This window comes from Parendozoicomonas sp. 209JJ7-1 (assembly GCF_058147085.1).
This window is the reverse complement of sequence record NZ_JBYVJU010000003.1, coordinates 116,644-133,079: the sequence shown is the minus strand read 5'-3', so window position 1 is coordinate 133,079 and position 16,436 is coordinate 116,644. Positions and strand designations below refer to the sequence as shown.

Here is a 16,436-nt window from a genome sequence, read left to right as displayed (position 1 = left end):
CTGTAGAGACAAGCCCTACTGATCTTGTTCGCAAGAAGGTTTCTGCCAAAATGGTATGCCGAACCGGGATATCAGCTCGACTGTTTCCTTAAGAGGCAGACCCACAACACTTGAGTAACTTCCTTCGATTCTTTCCACCAGAACACCGCCGAATCCCTGGATGCCATATGCGCCGGCCTTGTCCATGGATTCCCCCGTATTCACGTAGCATTGAGCCTGTTCACGGGAAAACTCACTGAACACGACCCGGGTAGTGACAACCCTGGTCTTGATGCGCTCACCGAGACACACCGCGATGCCTGTATGTACGTTATGGGATTTACCACTCAACTCCATCAGCATGCTTACAGCATCATCCGTGTTAGCCGGTTTTCCCAGCAAAACATCGCCGATGGCAACCGTTGTATCGGCCGCCAGCACCGGCGCGACTTCCGCTATTTCGCCTGAGTCAAGCTTTTGCCATGCCGCCGCAGCCTTGCCCCGGGCCAGACGCTCAACATAGGCGGCTGCGGATTCCCCGGGAACAACAGACTCATCAATTTCTATATCCACCAGCCGGAAAGGGACACCGGCCTGATTCAACAGCTCCCGTCTGCGAGGAGAGCGGGACGCCAGATAAACAAATGACATACTTTCCATAGGACCCGCCCGGAAATCTCAGTGTATTAACTGCTTAAATCACCACAAAGCGCCGACGCAGACTATGGAACAGCGCCGCCAGCCAGGGCCAGAGTACAGCGCTGGTCACAGAAGGCAGCAAATACCACAGGGACGGGCTTAATTGCCCGGTGGCATTACCAATCCAGAGAATAGTGAGCTGGTAAATACCCACAATCATCAACACCATAAAACTCTGCTGCCACCAGGGGTACATTCTCAGCCTTCGGTGCAACTGATTAACCGCCAGCGCCATAAACAGCATGGCCATGGCATGCTGGCCAAAAACCGTGCCCAGAAGCACATCCATAATCAGGCCAACGCCCCAGGCAAAGAACAGACCATAGTACTGAGGCAAAGCCAGTATCCAGAAAATCACCACTAAGGATACCCAGGCCGGACGAGCCTGTGCCGCCACTTCCGGCATGGGCAGCAGGGCGAGAACAGCACCAAGAAACAGTGTTACCCAGACCAGCCAGTGGCCATGACTATGCTTCATTGTTGGGTTCCTTCCGTTTTACCTGCTTTAACCTCTCGTTTAGCCTCCGAAGTATGGCCACCTGACTCCATAACCTGTTCAGCCTGTCCATAAATATCCCTTTCCGCAGTAAACACCAGCATCACCAGACGACTGCGGTTAAGACGCGCCAAAGGCTGTGCACGAATAGAGAGGAACGGGTGGCCGGGATCCTGGTGAACCTCTACCACTTCAGCCACCGGGTAACCTACGGGAAAGCGCTGCCCCATACCGGAAGAAACCAGCAGATCACCGACTTTTATGTCGGCTGTACCCGGAACATGCTGCAGTTCCAGCTCAGTACCATCTTCGGTACCCGCGGCAATGGCCCGGTAACCGTTGCGGTTAACCTGTACAGGAATCCGGCTGCTGCTGTCAGTAATCAGAATTACCCGACTGGTCAGGGGGCCGGTCTCGACCACCTGTCCCATCACACCGGTAGCATCCAGCAGGGGCTGGCCAATATACACGCCATCCCTGTCACCCTTATTAATCAGCACCCGTTTAATGCCGGGATCAGGATCAATACCAATCAGCTCAGCGACAACCACCTTTTCATCAACAAGCCGTGAAGAGTTCAGCAGTTCCCGCAGGCGTACGTTCTGGGCATTCAGGGAAGCCAGCTTTTGCAATTTCTGCTTGAGGATAAGATTACGGGCTTTGAGTTGAGCATTTTCCTGGGCCAGCTCAGTACGGGAACTGACCATCATGCGGACGTTGTCCGTTAACCGGGCAGGGGTATCTGCCAGCCACTGTATAGGGGTCACCACAACAGACAGTGCGCTGCGCACCTGAACCAGATATTCAAAGCGATGATCAACAAAAATCAAAGTCAGGGACAATGCCAGTAATAATGTGAACTGCGCACCAAGGGACTGCCCCTTTCGAAATATGGGATTAATAGGGGTGCTCCTGCCAGCTCCAGTGTATAAAGTTATTTATTCTAAATGGGTTATGCCCATTGCGGGAAGGGGCAAGCCAACAGATTCAGCCTAAACTGTCCGATAGTTTATACAAGCACTCAGATGACGTGAATTTGCTATGAATAATCATCCACCGGTAGATCTTTCCCGCAGGCATTTTCTTCTGGGCGGAAATAAACCACAAACAGCCGCTGAACAGCCAATTGCCCACATAAGCGACCGCTGCCTTACATTTTCAGGCACTGCCTGCGGACACTGCTCGGATATCTGTGAACCACGGGCCATAATTATGAACTATTCTTCCCAAGGCATGGGGCAGCCATCGGTAAACGCTGATACCTGCACCGGCTGCGGAGCCTGCATCCCGATATGCCCAGTCGACGCCGTTACCGTAAATGTGGTTACCACATAAACCATATAAACCTATAAACCATATGAAGAGTGGCCATGCCACAGGCTGTAAAGCCCACACAGAATCTACAAAATGAGCCGAATGTGAAGTACGCCATGAAACCTGAGTTACACCACCCCAGTGACATTATTGATATCTGCGGACTGTTTATTCTGGCTCAGCCAGAGCATATGTCCGGAGTGATGAAAACCCTGCCGGAAATCCCCGGTCTGACCATCCACGCCAGTGACACACAAGGCCGCATGGCCGCCACACTGGAAAGTGACGGGCAACAACAAACGACTATGGATCGCCTGGAAACAATCCGCTCTACCCAGGGTGTACTTGATGTGTCGCTGACCTACACCTATCACGAAAACGGATAGTAAAACACCCTTTCCAATTCTCTGCCCCGGCTGATCCAGACTATGCAAAATCGACGCGAATTTATCCGTAATTCCGCTGCCATGGCCGCAGCCAGCGCTGCCGGGTTGAGCCTGCCCACAGAAAAACTTATCGCTTCGGATGCTGATCCGTTCACCAATGAAGAGCTGCGCTGGGACAAAGCTCCCTGTCGTTTCTGCGGAACCGGCTGCGGTGTTCTGGTGGGTATAAAGAATAACCGGATGGTCGCCACCCAGGCCGACCCGGACGCGCCGGTCAACCGCGGCCTGAATTGCATCAAGGGTTATTTCCTGTCCAAAATCATGTATGGGGAAGATCGCCTGACCATTCCTCTGCTGAGAATGAAGAACGGTAAATATTCCAAACAGGGTGAATTGATGCCCACCACCTGGGACCAGGCTTTTGATGAGATGGCCGCCCAGTTCAAGAAAACCCTGAAAGAGAAAGGCCCAACAGCCATAGGCATGTTTGGCTCCGGACAGTGGACAATCTGGGAGGGTTACGCAGCCTCCAAGCTGATGAAAGGCGGCTTTCGCTCCAACAATCTGGATCCCAACGCCCGCCACTGCATGGCATCCGCCGCGAGTGGCTTTATGCGCACCTTTGGCATAGATGAACCCATGGGCTGCTATGACGACTTTGAGAACGCCGATGCCTTTGTGCTCTGGGGTTCCAATATGGCGGAGATGCATCCAGTACTCTGGAGCCGGCTGGCGGCCCGCACCCTGGCCCACGACCATGTAAAGGTAGCTGTTCTTTCTACCTATGAGCACCGCTCCTGCGACCTCGCCCACATGCCCATGATCTTTGAGCCACAGACTGATCTGGCCATTGGAAACTTTATCTGCCATCACATCATCAGCACCAACCGGGTGAACAGCGACTTCGTTAACAAGCACACCCATTTTCGTCTTGGGGAGACCGATATCGGTTACGGCCTGCGCCCGGACAACCCTCTGCAGATGAAAGCCAAACATCCGAACAGCGGTGCCTCAAAGCCTATTGATCTTGATGCCTTTGCCCGTTTTGTCAGCGACTATCCCCTTGAGAAGGTGTCCGAAATGTCCGGTGTCAGCAAAAGAAGCCTGCTGGATCTGGCAGAGCTTTACGCTGACCCTGACCGGAAAGTCATGTCCCTCTGGACCATGGGGGTTAACCAGCACACTCGCGGCGTATGGATGAATAATATTATTTACAACATCCACCTGCTGACCGGAAAAATATCAGAGCCAGGCAGCGGTCCCTTCTCCCTCACCGGCCAGCCTTCCGCCTGCGGCACAGCCCGGGAAGTGGGCACCTTCTCCCACCGTCTGCCCGCCGATATGGTGGTCACCAGCCCTGAAGACCGTGAACGGACCGAACACATCTGGAAGCTGCCTCCCGGCACCATTCCCCCAAAACCCGGCTATCACGCAGTGCTCCAGGACAGAATGCTGAAAGACGGCAAACTTAACGCTTACTGGGTGATGTGTAATAACAATGTCCAGACCGCCCCCAACCTCAATAAAGAGACACTGCCCGGATACCTGAACCCGAAAGCTTTTATCGTGGTATCTGACCCTTACCCGACGGTGAGTTCTTCTGTTGCCGACCTGGTTCTGCCCACTGCCATGTGGGTAGAAAAGGAAGGAGCCTATGGCAACGCTGAACGACGCACCCAGTTCTGGTACCAGCAGGTAACCGCTCCCGGCGAATCCCGCAGCGATCTCTGGCAGTTGATGGAGTTTTCCAAACGCTTTACCACCAATGAGGTATGGCCACAGCAGCTTCTGGAAAACAACCCGGCTTACAAGAACAAAACTCTTTATGAAGTCCTGTTCGCCAATGGCCAGGTGGATAAATTTCCCCTCAACACCATTAATCCAAAACGGGATAATCAGGAAGCCAAACACTTCGGCTTCTATGTGCAAAAAGGACTGTTTGAGGAATACGCCACCTTTGGCCGCGGCCATGGCCATGACCTGGCTCCTTTTGATATGTATCACAAAGCCCGCGGTCTGCGCTGGCCTGTCGTGAACGGCAAGGAGACCCGCTGGCGCTTCCGGGAAGGTTACGACCCTTATGTCAAAAAAGGCCAGGGAGTGTATTTCTACGGCAAGCCCGATGGCCGGGCCTGGATGTTTGCCCTGCCCTATGAGCCGCCACCGGAACTTCCCAATGAGACCTATGATCTATGGCTGTGCACCGGTCGGGTTCTGGAACACTGGCACTCAGGCACTATGACCCAGCGGGTTCCCGAACTTTATAAAGCCTTCCCTGACGCTGTGCTGTTTATGAACCCGGACGATGCCCGGGAACGGAAACTGCGCCGGGGAGATGAAGTGCAGGTCAGTTCCCCTAGGGGCAGCATCCTGACCAGAGTCGAAACCCGGGGCCGAAACCGCATGCCCAGGGGTATGACATTTATTCCCTTCTTTGACGCTTCGGAACTGGCAAACAAACTGATTCTGGATGCCACCGATCCCCTGTCAAAGCAGACCGATTTTAAAAAATGTCCGGTCAAGGTTGAGAAGGTGTCGTGATGGTAAGCCTGCGTAAATCCATCGTAACCTGGCTGACGGGCCTGACCGCCCTGGCTATTCTGCCTGTACAGGCTGAAAAGCCCACGCCTCCCCCTCCCCTTGAACCTCCGGAGTCACTAAGGGGAATAACCCCCATACAGGAAGAAGGCACGCCGCCACGACTCCAGGATTTCCCCAAGGAGACGCCCCGCTACAAACCCAACTATATCGGACAACCGCCGTTAATTCCCCACGCTATCCGGGGGTACGAAATCACCGCCAACACCAATAAATGCCTGACATGCCACGGGCTGGATTCCGCCCATATTACCGGCGCTCCCCGTATCGGCTTTTCCCATTTCCGGGACCGCAAAGGCAACCTGCTGTCCGATGTTTCTCCAGCCAGGTATTTCTGCACTCAATGCCATGTCCCCCAGAAAAACGCCCCTCCACTCAGGGAAAACCTGTTTGATCCTGTGCCGAGCCTGAAGCCATGAAGCTGCCCGCCTGGATACATCGTTACTGGAGCAGGCTCACCGTGCCCGTAGCTCTGGCCCTGTGGGTGGTGCTGGCCTTTGGCTTTATCGCGGGCATTATTTTCTGGGGTGGGTTTAACACCGCCATGGAGATGACCAACACCGAAGCCTTCTGCACCAGCTGCCATGAAATGCGTGATAACGTCTTCCAGGAGATTAAGCCCACCATCCATTACACCAACCGCTCCGGGGTCAGGGCCACCTGCCCGGACTGCCATGTTCCCCATGAATGGACCTATAAAATTATTCGCAAAGTCCAGGCTTCCAAAGAGGTCTGGGGCAAGATCACCGGGATTATTGATACCCGGGAGAAATTTCTTGCTCACCGCCAGGAGATGGCAGAACGGGAGTGGGCACGTATGAAAGCCAACGACTCACGGGAGTGCCGTAACTGCCATGAATTTTCCTACATGGATCTGTCGGTGCAGTCATCCCGGGCAGCCCGCATGCACAGGGAGTTTCTTGCCACAGGCAAGGCCACCTGCATCGACTGCCATAAAGGCATTGCCCACCGACTGCCCAATATGAGTGAAGAAAAAGGAGGCTGGCAATGAGCACGCTGGAATCCCTGATCTGGCATATTCTTGGCTATACCACCATGCCGCTGATTTTCCTGGTCGGTTTTGTTGGGACGGCGCTGGTCGCCTGTATCCTGATGGACCTTTTCTCCATTTCCTCTATTGGGAAAGACGTTAACAAACCACCAGCTCCCTGAAACCGAAAACGTCCGACACACAATGTACCGGGCATTTATAAGTATCAGGTGAAACTAATTTCTCGCAGGTTTACTTCTCGTAGACTTCCTGCTGACGAATCAGGCGATCCAGGCTCTCAGATACCATGGCATCGGTAATCGGCAGTTCGCGGCCGTCTTCAGTGATAATTGCGGCTCCGAACATGGGGTCAAAGTGTCCGGTTGCCATCTGGTTGCGAATCATTGTATCCATCTTTCTCTCCCGAACAGTCGTTAGAACATCAGAAAATTCACTTTACTGGGCAACGCTTTTGGCCTCTATAGTGGTTTTGTAACAACACCTGCAGGATTTGTGAACAGGATTAACCTGCGCTGACAATTGAGGACAATTGAGCATGCAGATTGTTTGTAACACTGACCGGAGGTAAAGCCAGACTGTCTAACGTTCCGCCCTCAGGAACATAGCAAAGCTGTCATAAATCTATCGGACACCAAGATACCGATTCTTAACCGAGGGCATACGCTATGTTTCACAAAAACAGGTTCCACACAACCACGTTCCACACAACCACTATGTACAACACAGGTAACAGTATTAACGGCAGCAACCAGGCCGTGATACGGCTATTCCAGGCCATTTTCACACTGGTTTTTCTGGCTACTATTTCCGTCACTCTTCTGGCCCAGGATAAACCGCTAATTATTGATTTACAGAATAATCCAAAGCCTGAATATACCCTGGAAAGTGGTCAGGAAGTTATCATCGCCTGCCATGAACAAAACAAACCAGGCCATGAACAAAGACTGGTTGCCTGGCGAGTCGACACTGCGCTTTACAGCAGTAACTCCCTGCCCGGCAACCTGATGGCTACCAGTGATAACGATCTTATCTTCCAGGTAGATTACAAAGATGACAGCACCACCACATACAGTTGTTATTACACAACCAGTGGTTTCCATAACGGCTTTTTCAGCAGTGCTACGAGCGACTCACTCGAAGTGATTATCAAAGGGGAGTCAGAAGGCAGCGCAGCACCAATTAGCAGCCCCCCTCAAAGGCCGCGCCTGATCGCCATGAACTATAACGCAAATAATCAGATCATGGAGCTTGACTGGCACTCTGTTGCCGGCACCGAACAGGAACTTAACGTCTTCTCGGAAGAGGGCGAAGAACTTTATAACTCATATAACCTGAACCAATGCAATGGCCATGTACGTGTACACAACTTTAATATCCGGGACGGAAAAAAAATTGTCGCACTGCGAGCCTGCGACAATAAGGAATGCACTTCATCCGTACCTGTTTTTGTGGATGGAAATGTCCCCATAGAGGAATACACCGTAGACACGAACACCGGAATAAAACTGCCTTATACACTGGGTCATGACAACCTCGACAACAGTTTCTATACCGTATACAGCCAGGAACGGGACGGAGATGAGACTTACAAGGTTTTCGGTGACAACTCCCCCTACTTCGCCACAACAGCTGAGAGCAATTCAAGCTTTTCTTTAAGTTTGGCAAAGAACAACCCGGAGGGAGAGAATTACTTCTTTACCCAGGGCCTTGCCTTTGTGCAAGCGAACAGCTTTAGCAGAAACCCCACCCCGGAGGCTGGAAACAACCAGCCACGGATGCGTTTCCATAAGGCTTATAATCTAAGAGAGACTGGCCAGCCAAAAGCATCTGTCACTATATCCTACTGTGATGTAACAGCCTCCAGCAGCACGCCATCCATGTCAGCAACCGAGTCATCAACAAACATGGAACTGACATCATCCGTGAATCCATCCAGTACAATGCCGAGCCTTCCGGCGAGCTTCCCCATAAGCTCCCCGCTGGTGGTCACAACTCAAACAATCCAAAGTTCAGGGCAGGTGACCTCTTCAGAGCCGATGATTGTTTTCACATCCTCCAATTCTGGCCCGGTAACATCCAGCTTCTTCCCGACGTCAGTCTCTGAAAGCATGGGTTCAACACTGTCCAGCCTGCAAGGACTCTCTACATTGTTCAGCAGCAGTTTCATGCCTTCGGAAACAGAGGGAACAGCCTTTCCGTCACCAAGTGACTCCTCTTTGCCTCCTCACCCTAATAACGAAGGGGGAATTATCGGGGGTACAGCAGCTGCAGCACTAATTGTCGGAATCTCTGCCCTGGCTATTCTTGTAACAACAGTAATGGTGGTCAAGAAGAAGGGCGGACACTCCTCCCAGGACGTTCAGATGCATGATATGCCAGTCGATAATTAAACGGATTTATCTACGGAAAGACCAAATAGAAAGGTCAGTATTGAAAGTGCTGACCTTTCTCTTTATTTCAACACCGAAAATGACTTCAATACCAAAGAACTCCCGATTTTCTCTCAAATCATAATCAGAGACATTTACAGTTAAACACGCCTGATTATTTCTTCCGATAACCGAACATAAAGCCAAACTGTCTAACTTCCCGCCCTTCGGAACTTAACAAGGCTGTTGTGAATCTATCAGACAACAAGATCACAATTGTCAGCAAAAAGGTAGATACTATGTTCAGCACAATCACAATGTACAACACAGATAACAGTATTCACGGAAGTAGCAAGACCGTGATGCGACTATTCCAAACCATTCTCACACTGTTTTTTCTGGCCACAATCTCCGGCAACCTTCTGGCCGGGGATAACCCGATAAATATTAACGCTCTGAATATCACCGAGCCGGAATATGTCGTAAAAAATGGCCAGGAGGTTTCAATTTACTGTCCAAGACCGAGCCAGCCAGGACAACCTCAGCAGCTGGTTTTCTGGAGTGTTAACTCACAGCTTCTCAATGGCAACACCCTGCCCGGCGCTCTGACGGCAACCAGTAACAACCACCTTTTATTACAGGCTGATTACCTGAACGGCTCATCAGCAACATATGCGTGTTATTATACGACCACTCAAGGCGGTAGCGACTCATTTAAAACATCCCTGTCACTTTCTTACCCACCGGTCGTCATCAAAAACGAGCCAACGGGTAGTCTGCCAGTTAGCGCCGCCCCTCAACGCCCACAAATAATTGCCATGAACTACAACTCCGATGGTCAGACCATGGAGCTTGACTGGCATCCTGTTACAGACGCAGGTATCGAACAGGAGCTCAGCCTGTTTAAAGAAGATGGCACAGAACTTTACACCTCAGAGAACCTGAACCAGTGCAAAGGCCATGTACGCATACACAACATTGATATCCAGAAAGGAAACAAAATTGTAGAACTCAGGGCCTGCGGAGATACGGAATGTAAATCAGCCACCCCCATTTTTGTGAACCAAAATGTACCTGTTCAGGAGTATATCGTCGAGATATCTACCAAGGTGCAAATTCCTTACACACTGGACCCGAATGATGACCGGGATAACAGCTTTTACTCTGTCTATAACGCCGACCGTACTAATGATGCCAGTTATAAAGTATACGGAGGAAAGAGTCCTTACTTTCTGGTAGGAACCCAAAACAGTACAAGCTTTAGCATTGATACAAGTAATATCATGCCCAATGGCTTGAGCCACTTCTTTACCCGAGGGTTTGCCCTGGTTCAGGCTTACCTTTTCAAGAGCAACCCCCGTCCGGATATTGGTGACGGGCAGCCACTGATGCAGTTTCTCAGGGCTTACCACCTGAGCCAGAAAGTCAATAAACCAAAGTCTAACACTCCATCTCTTACTGTGTCCTACTGTGATATAACAGCAACTGAATCTGAGTACAGCAGTACGCCATTTATGTCAGAAACGGAGTCGTCACCGGTGATGGAATTTACTCCCTCCCTGACGTCGACAATGGAGCTGCCCACGAGCTTTCCCATAAGCTCCCCGATGGTTATCACAACCCACACGACCCAGAGTTCAGGGGAAGTGACCTCATCAGAGCCGATTATTGTTTTCACATCCTCCAACTCTGGACCGGTAACATCCAGCCTGTTCCCGACGTCAGTTTCTGAAGGCCTGTCCTCGGCACTTTCCAGCCTGCCCGGATTTACCACGATTTTCAGCAGCGCTATAGTTTCAGAAACAGAGGAAACTGCCTTTCCATCACCAACAGAGTCTCCTTTGCCTCCCCACCCTAATAACGAAGGGGGAATTATCGGGGGTACAACCGCAGCCGCTGCAGTTATAGCTGGTGTAGCTATTACTGCAGTGGCCGTTATTTATCTGGTAAAAAAACGCAGCCACACTCCCATGTTTATTCCGATGAATGAAATTGGAGACAATGCCCTCTCCAACTAAACGGATTTATCTCAACACCCCAAACCAAAAAGGCCTGCACTTTTCTTTGAGTGCAGGCCTTTTTTTATTATGTATAGCGGTGAAAACTATTATTCAGTAGAGAGCAGATCCATACGGTGACGGTCCATCATCTCAAGGGCACGACCACCACCACGGGCCACACAGGTCAGAGGCTCTTCCGCGACAATCACCGGCAGGCCGGTCTCTTCACTGACTAAAGTATCCAGACCACGCATCAGGGCACCACCGCCGGTGAGCACCACACCACGCTCTGCAATATCGGACGCCAGTTCCGGGGGAGACTGCTCCAGGGCACTCTTCACAGACTGAACGATGGAGTTCAAGCTGTCCTGCAGGGCTTCCAGCACTTCGTTGCTGTTCAGGGTGAAGCTGCGGGGCACACCTTCCGCCAGGTTGCGGCCACGGACATCAATTTCACGCACTTCACCCATGGGGTAAGCAATAGCGATTTCCTGTTTGATGCGTTCCGCAGTGGATTCACCAATCAGGCTGCCGTAATTGCGACGCACGTAAGTTACGATAGCTTCGTCGAAACGGTCACCACCAATACGTACAGACTCAGAGAACACCACACCGCTCAGGGAGATAATGGCAATCTCTGTCGTACCACCACCGATATCCACAACCATGGAGCCACTGGCTTCTTCAACCGGCAGGCCGGCACCGATAGCGGCGGCCATGGGCTCTTCAATCAGGTAAACCTCACGGGCACCGGCACCCAGTACAGATTCCCGAATCGCCCGGCGCTCCACCTTGGTGGATTTGCAGGGTACACAGACCAGCACACGGGGGCTGGGCTGAATAAAACTGTTTTCATGCACTTTATTTATAAAGTGCTGAAGCATTTTCTCACAAACGTCGAAATCGGCAATAACACCGTCTTTCATTGGGCGAATTGCAGTTATACTGCCGGGGGTACGCCCGAGCATGCGCTTGGCATCTGTACCGACGGCCACCACACTCTTCTGGGTACCGAGGTTGCGAATGGCAACAACAGACGGTTCATCAAGCACGATACCTTTATCGCGTACATAGACCAGGGTATTTGCGGTTCCCAGGTCAATAGACAAGTCTGTCGAGAACAGGCCGCGCAATCTCTTTAACATAGTGTCCTGTAGCCCTGCTATGGTCTTGGCTTTAAATATATCCGCCAACAATAACAATGGAGTGCACACCGGGCAAGCCGGACCGTCCACTCTGTTGCTCGATATACAAGGCCTGGTGCTGAAAAAGAACCTTGAGATTATAGGGACAAGTCCCTAAATTAGGCCGGTTATTGGTAAATTTCGAGCCGGCGTTGCTACATATGTTGTTACATATAAAAAAGATGTTTCGCCGCGTCTGACCCTGGTACATATTCATACGGAGAACAGCCCATGGCGATTGATCGCTCCACGGTTGCGAGCGTCGCTCATCTTGCCCGATTGTCAATCAGCGAGGATGAGATTCAGCAAACGACCGATAAAATTACTGCCATTATGAGCCTGATTGATGAAATGCAGGCCGTGGATACCGATGGTGTTGCCCCCCTCGCCCATCCCCTTGATGCTGTACAAAGACTGCGGGCCGACGAAGTCAGTGAAACCAATCAGCGTGAACAGCTGCAGGCCAATGCCCCGGCCATAGAAAACGGCCTGTTCCTGGTGCCCAAAGTTATTGAATGAACCGGCAACCAGCACGCAACAGCTGAACACGATTCGCCCCCAGATTCCTGACTGACAGATATCATAGACTACACATGCACTATAAAACCCTGGCGGAACTCTCCCGTTTGCTGGACACAGGTGAAATATCCAGTGTCGAGCTGATTCAAAGTTTTCTGGACCGTATCGGACAATACGATGCGGATCTCAATTCCTTTATTACCGTAACCCCGGATCTGGCCCTGGAACAGGCAAAAGCCGCCGATGAAGCCCGCGCCGCCGGCAATGCCGGCCCACTGACCGGTATTCCACTGGCCCATAAAGATATTTTCTGCACAGAAGGCATAAAGACCAGCTGCGGTTCCAAGATGCTGGATAATTTTATTGCCCCCTACGAATCTACTGTGACTGCCAATTTCAAGCAGGCCGGCGCAGTGACTCTGGGCAAGTTGAACATGGATGAATTCGCCATGGGCAGTTCCAACGAGAACAGCTTTTACGGCCCGGTGAAAAACCCCTGGAACCAGAGCATGATTCCCGGTGGTTCTTCCGGCGGTTCTGCCGCTGCGGTAGCAGCCCGTCTGGTTCCGGCGGCCACCGGTACCGATACCGGCGGTTCTATCCGTCAGCCCGCCAGCATGTGTGGCATTACCGGCATTAAGCCCACCTATGGCCGTGTATCCCGCTGGGGCATGATCGCCTTCGCCTCCAGCCTGGACCAGGCCGGTCCCCTGACCCAGACCGCCGAAGACGCTGCCATGATGCTGAATATAATGGCCGGCTTTGACCCGAAAGATTCCACCTGTATGGATCGTGCCGTTCCCGACTATACGGCCAATTTAAACGAACCTCTGAAAGGTCTGCGAATTGGTCTGCCCAAAGAGTATTTCACCAAAGGTCTGGATGCCCGGGTGGAACAACTGATTCGAAATGCCATTACCGAATATGAAAAGCTGGGGGCGACGGTAAAAGAGATCAGCCTGCCCCGCAACCATCTGTCCGTAGCCGCTTATTATGTAATCGCGCCGGCGGAGGCCTCTTCCAACCTGTCCCGCTTTGACGGTGTGCGCTTTGGCCACCGCTGCAAGGATCCGGAAGACCTGGAAGACCTGTACAAGCGCAGTCGTGGCGAAGGTTTCGGCACGGAAGTGAAGAACCGCATCCTAGTGGGCACCTACGCCCTCTCCGCCGGTTACTACGACGCCTACTATGCCAAGGCACAGAAACTGCGTCGCATGATCCGCGATGACTTTATGAACGCCTTTAACGAGGTAGACGTAATCATGGGTCCAACCACGCCTACCCCTGCCTTCCCCATCGGCGAAAAGAGCGATGACCCGGTATCCATGTATCTGGAAGACATCTACACCATCGCCACCAACCTGGCGGGTCTGCCGGGCATGAGCGTACCTGCCGGTTTTGTAGACGGCCTGCCCGTAGGCCTGCAGATTACCGCCCCGCATTTTGAGGAAGCACGACTGCTGAATGTAGGCCACCAGTTTCAGCAGGCAACCGACTGGCACAAGGCGACACCGGAAGGCTTTGCTTTAGAAACCAGAGCAGGAAAGGGGGAGTAAGACGATGGAATGGGAAACAGTCATCGGCCTGGAAGTCCATGTACAGCTGGCCACCAAGACCAAAATCTTCTCCGGCGCGTCCACCGCTTTCGGCGCTGAGCCCAACACCCAGGCCTGCGCAGTAGACCTGGGCCTGCCGGGCATTCTGCCGGTAGTGAATGAAGAAGCTATTAATATGGCCATCAAATTTGGTCTGGGTATTAACGCCGAGATCAATCAGGTGAACGTTTTCGAGCGTAAAAACTACTTCTACCCGGACCTGCCCAAAGGTTACCAGACCACACAGCTGGAAAAGCCTATTGTCGGAGCAGGCTACCTGGATGTGATGCTGGACGACGGTACAACCAGCCGAGTACGCATTCACCATGCCCATCTGGAAGAAGACGCGGGCAAGAGCCTGCACGAAGCTTTCTCTATTGGCAGCCAGGGCATGAGCGGTATCGACCTGAACCGTGCCGGTACACCTTTGATTGAGATTGTCACCGAACCCGATATTCGCAGTGCCAAGGAAGCTGTGGCCGTTGCACGTAAGCTGCACTCTATTGTTACCTCCCTCGGTATCTGCGACGGTGAAATGAGCCAGGGCTCCATGCGCTTCGATGTCAACGTCTCCGTACGCTTAAAAGGCGAAGAAAAACTCGGCACCCGCACAGAAACCAAAAACCTGAACTCCTTCCGGTTTATGGAACAGGCCATCTATAAAGAAGTCCAGCGCCAGATTGAGCTGATAGAAGACGGCGGCACGGTTATGCAGGAAACCCGGCTGTACAACGGTGATACCGGTGAAGCCCGCTCCATGCGCAGCAAGGAAGAAGCCAACGACTACCGTTACTTCCCCTGCCCCGACCTGCTGCCTGTGGTGATCAGTGACGAACGCCTGGAGCGCCTGCGGGGCGAAATGCCGGAAATGCCGGAAGCCCGCAAGGCTCGCTTTATCAGCGACTTGGGCCTGAGTGACTATGATGCGGAAATCCTCTCTGCGGATATCGCCACTGCCGACTTCTTTGAAACCGCGGCCAAAGCCGGTGGAGATGCCAAGCTGGCAGCCAATTGGGTAATGGGTGAACTGGCCAAGACCCTGAACCAGAACAACCTGACCATCAGCGAATCTCCGGTCAATGCCGATACCCTCGGCGGCCTGATTGCCCGCATTAAGGACAACACCATTTCCGGCAAGATTGCCAAACAGGTTTTTGAAGCCCTGTGGAATGGTGAGGGCGCCACTGCTGATGAGGTGATCGAGAAAAAGGGCCTGAAGCAGGTTACCGATACCGGCGCCATCGAAGCAATTATTGATGAAGTGCTGGCCAATAACCCTGCTCAGGTTGAGCAGTACAAATCTGCGGAAGAGGCCAAGCGTGGCAAGATGATTGGTTTCTTTGTTGGCCAGACCATGAAGGCTTCCAAGGGTAAAGCTAACCCTGGAATGGTGAATCAATTGCTTAAGAAGAAACTGGAGTGATTTTTCAGTTGTTTTGTATACATAGCCCGCCATTATCGGGCTATGTATATATTCACTTCCTTAGTTAACCCCAAGTGTAACTTCCAGACTGAGATAAGTTCTTCAAATTGCATAGGCGCTTTACCAACCTGAATGTTGTGATATATACCGACAGTAAAAGCAAGCAGCTTACGGGCTATTTAACTGCTCAAGTGCCACCTGGAACCACTTGTTAACTGTTTTCCATTCTCTGTTGATTCTAATCAAAGGTTTCTCTTTCTCTTATCGAATACATGAATTGTAAGGAATCAAGATTTATTCGATCCTTATTTTCTACGTCAAAATCATCATCTAACAAAACGGTCATGGGTATTGCTACTTCTGATGTCATTAAAATTTTATCCTCTGCAATTGACACGGATCCGGCTGGATCTAAAGATGGCATTACAATCCGTTCATTCATTGATACCGTTTTGAATAAAGAGGGATACAATCCTTGTGGGATTTTTGGGTTTCTAATTGTCACTTTTGTTATGTAATGGTAAACAAATAACTTTTTTTCATCCTTCAAAAGGACAACAAAAAATATACAACCATAACTTTTATCGCAACATGATGATGATAAAACAAATATTTCTTTTATATCCGGATCTGTTAATTTCTGATCCTCCATGTTTGTGTTACCTTCAGCTGCTTTACAAGAACATAGACATTGTAATGACGCCAAATTTTTAGGTTTTGTATAACCAGTAATGGTTACTTTAATATTCTCCCCATCTTGAGAGTCATAAATAAAAGAGTTTGATGATAATTTCTGAATAGAGGCCCATACATTCAATGAAAAAAAATAAAGATGAAAGATGAATGATGAATATTAGGAATG

Annotated in this window: 17 protein-coding genes; 11 read left to right on the top strand and 6 right to left on the bottom strand. The window is 51.3% G+C overall.

The window, feature by feature from the left end; all coding sequences use genetic code 11:
- Positions 1–15 precede the first annotated feature (15 nt).
- From ACY2RQ_RS04130 to mreC, 3 genes are read right to left on the bottom strand one after another with little or no spacing between them, the layout of a single operon-like run.
- Complete coding sequence (locus ACY2RQ_RS04130) at positions 16–639, bottom strand: Maf family protein (RefSeq protein ID WP_490111689.1); 624 nt, start codon at positions 637–639, stop codon at positions 16–18.
- Between the two features lie 34 nt (positions 640–673).
- The gene (gene mreD, locus ACY2RQ_RS04125; protein ID WP_490111688.1) at positions 674–1,156 is read right to left on the bottom strand and encodes a rod shape-determining protein MreD; all 483 of its coding nucleotides are present in this window, start codon (positions 1,154–1,156) and stop codon (positions 674–676) included.
- Complete coding sequence (mreC, locus tag ACY2RQ_RS04120) at positions 1,153–2,067, bottom strand: rod shape-determining protein MreC (protein WP_490111863.1); 915 nt, start codon at positions 2,065–2,067, stop codon at positions 1,153–1,155. Before mreC ends, mreD begins: the two co-directional genes overlap by 4 nt.
- A 148-nt stretch (positions 2,068–2,215) precedes the next feature.
- On the opposite strand from mreC, the gene ACY2RQ_RS04115 reads away from it, so the two are divergent.
- From ACY2RQ_RS04115 to ACY2RQ_RS04090, 6 genes are all read left to right on the top strand, one after another.
- Positions 2,216–2,509 carry a 4Fe-4S dicluster domain-containing protein gene (locus tag ACY2RQ_RS04115; RefSeq protein WP_490111687.1) on the top strand — a complete coding sequence of 98 codons (294 nt, stop codon included), beginning with the start codon at positions 2,216–2,218 and terminating at the stop codon, positions 2,507–2,509.
- Between the two features lie 95 nt (positions 2,510–2,604).
- Positions 2,605–2,874: a chaperone NapD gene (locus ACY2RQ_RS04110; RefSeq protein ID WP_490111686.1), complete on the top strand. Its 270-nt coding sequence runs from the start codon at positions 2,605–2,607 to the stop codon at positions 2,872–2,874.
- Positions 2,875–2,916: 42 nt separating this feature from the next.
- Complete coding sequence (napA, locus tag ACY2RQ_RS04105; protein ID WP_490111685.1) at positions 2,917–5,415, top strand: nitrate reductase catalytic subunit NapA; 2,499 nt, start codon at positions 2,917–2,919, stop codon at positions 5,413–5,415.
- Positions 5,415–5,891, top strand: a complete 477-nt coding sequence (locus ACY2RQ_RS04100; protein ID WP_490111684.1) for a nitrate reductase cytochrome c-type subunit — start codon at positions 5,415–5,417, stop codon at positions 5,889–5,891. The genes napA and ACY2RQ_RS04100 overlap by 1 nt, the downstream gene beginning before the upstream one ends.
- Positions 5,888–6,484, top strand: coding sequence for a NapC/NirT family cytochrome c (locus tag ACY2RQ_RS04095; protein ID WP_490111683.1), 597 nt, complete (start codon positions 5,888–5,890; stop codon positions 6,482–6,484). Before ACY2RQ_RS04100 ends, ACY2RQ_RS04095 begins: the two co-directional genes overlap by 4 nt.
- Positions 6,481–6,645: a TIGR02808 family protein gene (locus tag ACY2RQ_RS04090; RefSeq protein ID WP_490111682.1), complete on the top strand. Its 165-nt coding sequence runs from the start codon at positions 6,481–6,483 to the stop codon at positions 6,643–6,645. The genes ACY2RQ_RS04095 and ACY2RQ_RS04090 overlap by 4 nt, the downstream gene beginning before the upstream one ends.
- Before the next feature lie 70 nt (positions 6,646–6,715).
- Here ACY2RQ_RS04090 and ACY2RQ_RS04085 read toward each other — a convergent pair whose 3' ends face one another.
- Positions 6,716–6,877: a PA1571 family protein gene (locus ACY2RQ_RS04085; RefSeq protein ID WP_490111681.1), complete on the bottom strand. Its 162-nt coding sequence runs from the start codon at positions 6,875–6,877 to the stop codon at positions 6,716–6,718.
- 272 nt (positions 6,878–7,149) lie between these two features.
- On the opposite strand from ACY2RQ_RS04085, the gene ACY2RQ_RS04080 reads away from it, so the two are divergent.
- Together ACY2RQ_RS04080 and ACY2RQ_RS04075 are read left to right on the top strand one after the other, a co-directional pair.
- Positions 7,150–8,874, top strand: a complete 1,725-nt coding sequence (locus tag ACY2RQ_RS04080) for a hypothetical protein (protein ID WP_490111680.1) — start codon at positions 7,150–7,152, stop codon at positions 8,872–8,874.
- Positions 8,875–9,152: 278 nt separating this feature from the next.
- Positions 9,153–10,871, top strand: a complete 1,719-nt coding sequence (locus ACY2RQ_RS04075) for a hypothetical protein (RefSeq protein WP_490111679.1) — start codon at positions 9,153–9,155, stop codon at positions 10,869–10,871.
- An 89-nt stretch (positions 10,872–10,960) separates the two neighbouring features.
- On the opposite strand, the gene ACY2RQ_RS04070 is transcribed toward ACY2RQ_RS04075, so the two are convergent.
- A complete protein-coding gene (locus ACY2RQ_RS04070) occupies positions 10,961–11,998 on the bottom strand; it encodes a rod shape-determining protein (protein ID WP_490111678.1) in 1,038 nt (345 codons plus the stop codon).
- 270 nt (positions 11,999–12,268) lie between these two features.
- Between ACY2RQ_RS04070 and gatC the strand changes: the two genes are divergently transcribed.
- From gatC to gatB, 3 genes are all read left to right on the top strand, one after another.
- Positions 12,269–12,556 carry an Asp-tRNA(Asn)/Glu-tRNA(Gln) amidotransferase subunit GatC gene (gene gatC / locus ACY2RQ_RS04065; protein WP_490111677.1) on the top strand — a complete coding sequence of 96 codons (288 nt, stop codon included), beginning with the start codon at positions 12,269–12,271 and terminating at the stop codon, positions 12,554–12,556.
- Between the two features lie 74 nt (positions 12,557–12,630).
- Positions 12,631–14,112 carry an Asp-tRNA(Asn)/Glu-tRNA(Gln) amidotransferase subunit GatA gene (gene gatA / locus ACY2RQ_RS04060; RefSeq protein WP_490111676.1) on the top strand — a complete coding sequence of 494 codons (1,482 nt, stop codon included), beginning with the start codon at positions 12,631–12,633 and terminating at the stop codon, positions 14,110–14,112.
- Between the two features lie 4 nt (positions 14,113–14,116).
- On the top strand, positions 14,117–15,574 hold the full coding sequence (gene gatB, locus ACY2RQ_RS04055) for an Asp-tRNA(Asn)/Glu-tRNA(Gln) amidotransferase subunit GatB (RefSeq protein WP_490111675.1): 1,458 nt from the start codon (positions 14,117–14,119) through the stop codon (positions 15,572–15,574).
- A 238-nt stretch (positions 15,575–15,812) separates the two neighbouring features.
- On the opposite strand, the gene ACY2RQ_RS04050 is transcribed toward gatB, so the two are convergent.
- Positions 15,813–16,226, bottom strand: a complete 414-nt coding sequence (locus ACY2RQ_RS04050) for a hypothetical protein (RefSeq protein ID WP_490111674.1) — start codon at positions 16,224–16,226, stop codon at positions 15,813–15,815.
- Between the last annotated feature and the right edge of the window lie 210 nt (positions 16,227–16,436).

Coding starts and splice junctions, on each gene's coding strand:
- ACY2RQ_RS04050 (WP_490111674.1), bottom strand. CDS start 16,226: ATGGAGGATCAGAAATTAACAGATCCGGATATAAAAGAAATATTTGTT.
- gatB (WP_490111675.1), top strand. CDS start 14,117: ATGGAATGGGAAACAGTCATCGGCCTGGAAGTCCATGTACAGCTGGCC.
- ACY2RQ_RS04110 (WP_490111686.1), top strand. CDS start 2,605: ATGAAACCTGAGTTACACCACCCCAGTGACATTATTGATATCTGCGGA.
- ACY2RQ_RS04085 (WP_490111681.1), bottom strand. CDS start 6,877: ATGGATACAATGATTCGCAACCAGATGGCAACCGGACACTTTGACCCC.
- napA (WP_490111685.1), top strand. CDS start 2,917: ATGCAAAATCGACGCGAATTTATCCGTAATTCCGCTGCCATGGCCGCA.
- gatC (WP_490111677.1), top strand. CDS start 12,269: ATGGCGATTGATCGCTCCACGGTTGCGAGCGTCGCTCATCTTGCCCGA.
- ACY2RQ_RS04130 (WP_490111689.1), bottom strand. CDS start 639: ATGGAAAGTATGTCATTTGTTTATCTGGCGTCCCGCTCTCCTCGCAGA.
- ACY2RQ_RS04100 (WP_490111684.1), top strand. CDS start 5,415: ATGGTAAGCCTGCGTAAATCCATCGTAACCTGGCTGACGGGCCTGACC.
- ACY2RQ_RS04090 (WP_490111682.1), top strand. CDS start 6,481: ATGAGCACGCTGGAATCCCTGATCTGGCATATTCTTGGCTATACCACC.
- ACY2RQ_RS04115 (WP_490111687.1), top strand. CDS start 2,216: ATGAATAATCATCCACCGGTAGATCTTTCCCGCAGGCATTTTCTTCTG.
- ACY2RQ_RS04080 (WP_490111680.1), top strand. CDS start 7,150: ATGTTTCACAAAAACAGGTTCCACACAACCACGTTCCACACAACCACT.
- ACY2RQ_RS04095 (WP_490111683.1), top strand. CDS start 5,888: ATGAAGCTGCCCGCCTGGATACATCGTTACTGGAGCAGGCTCACCGTG.
- ACY2RQ_RS04075 (WP_490111679.1), top strand. CDS start 9,153: ATGTTCAGCACAATCACAATGTACAACACAGATAACAGTATTCACGGA.
- mreD (WP_490111688.1), bottom strand. CDS start 1,156: ATGAAGCATAGTCATGGCCACTGGCTGGTCTGGGTAACACTGTTTCTT.
- gatA (WP_490111676.1), top strand. CDS start 12,631: ATGCACTATAAAACCCTGGCGGAACTCTCCCGTTTGCTGGACACAGGT.
- ACY2RQ_RS04070 (WP_490111678.1), bottom strand. CDS start 11,998: ATGTTAAAGAGATTGCGCGGCCTGTTCTCGACAGACTTGTCTATTGAC.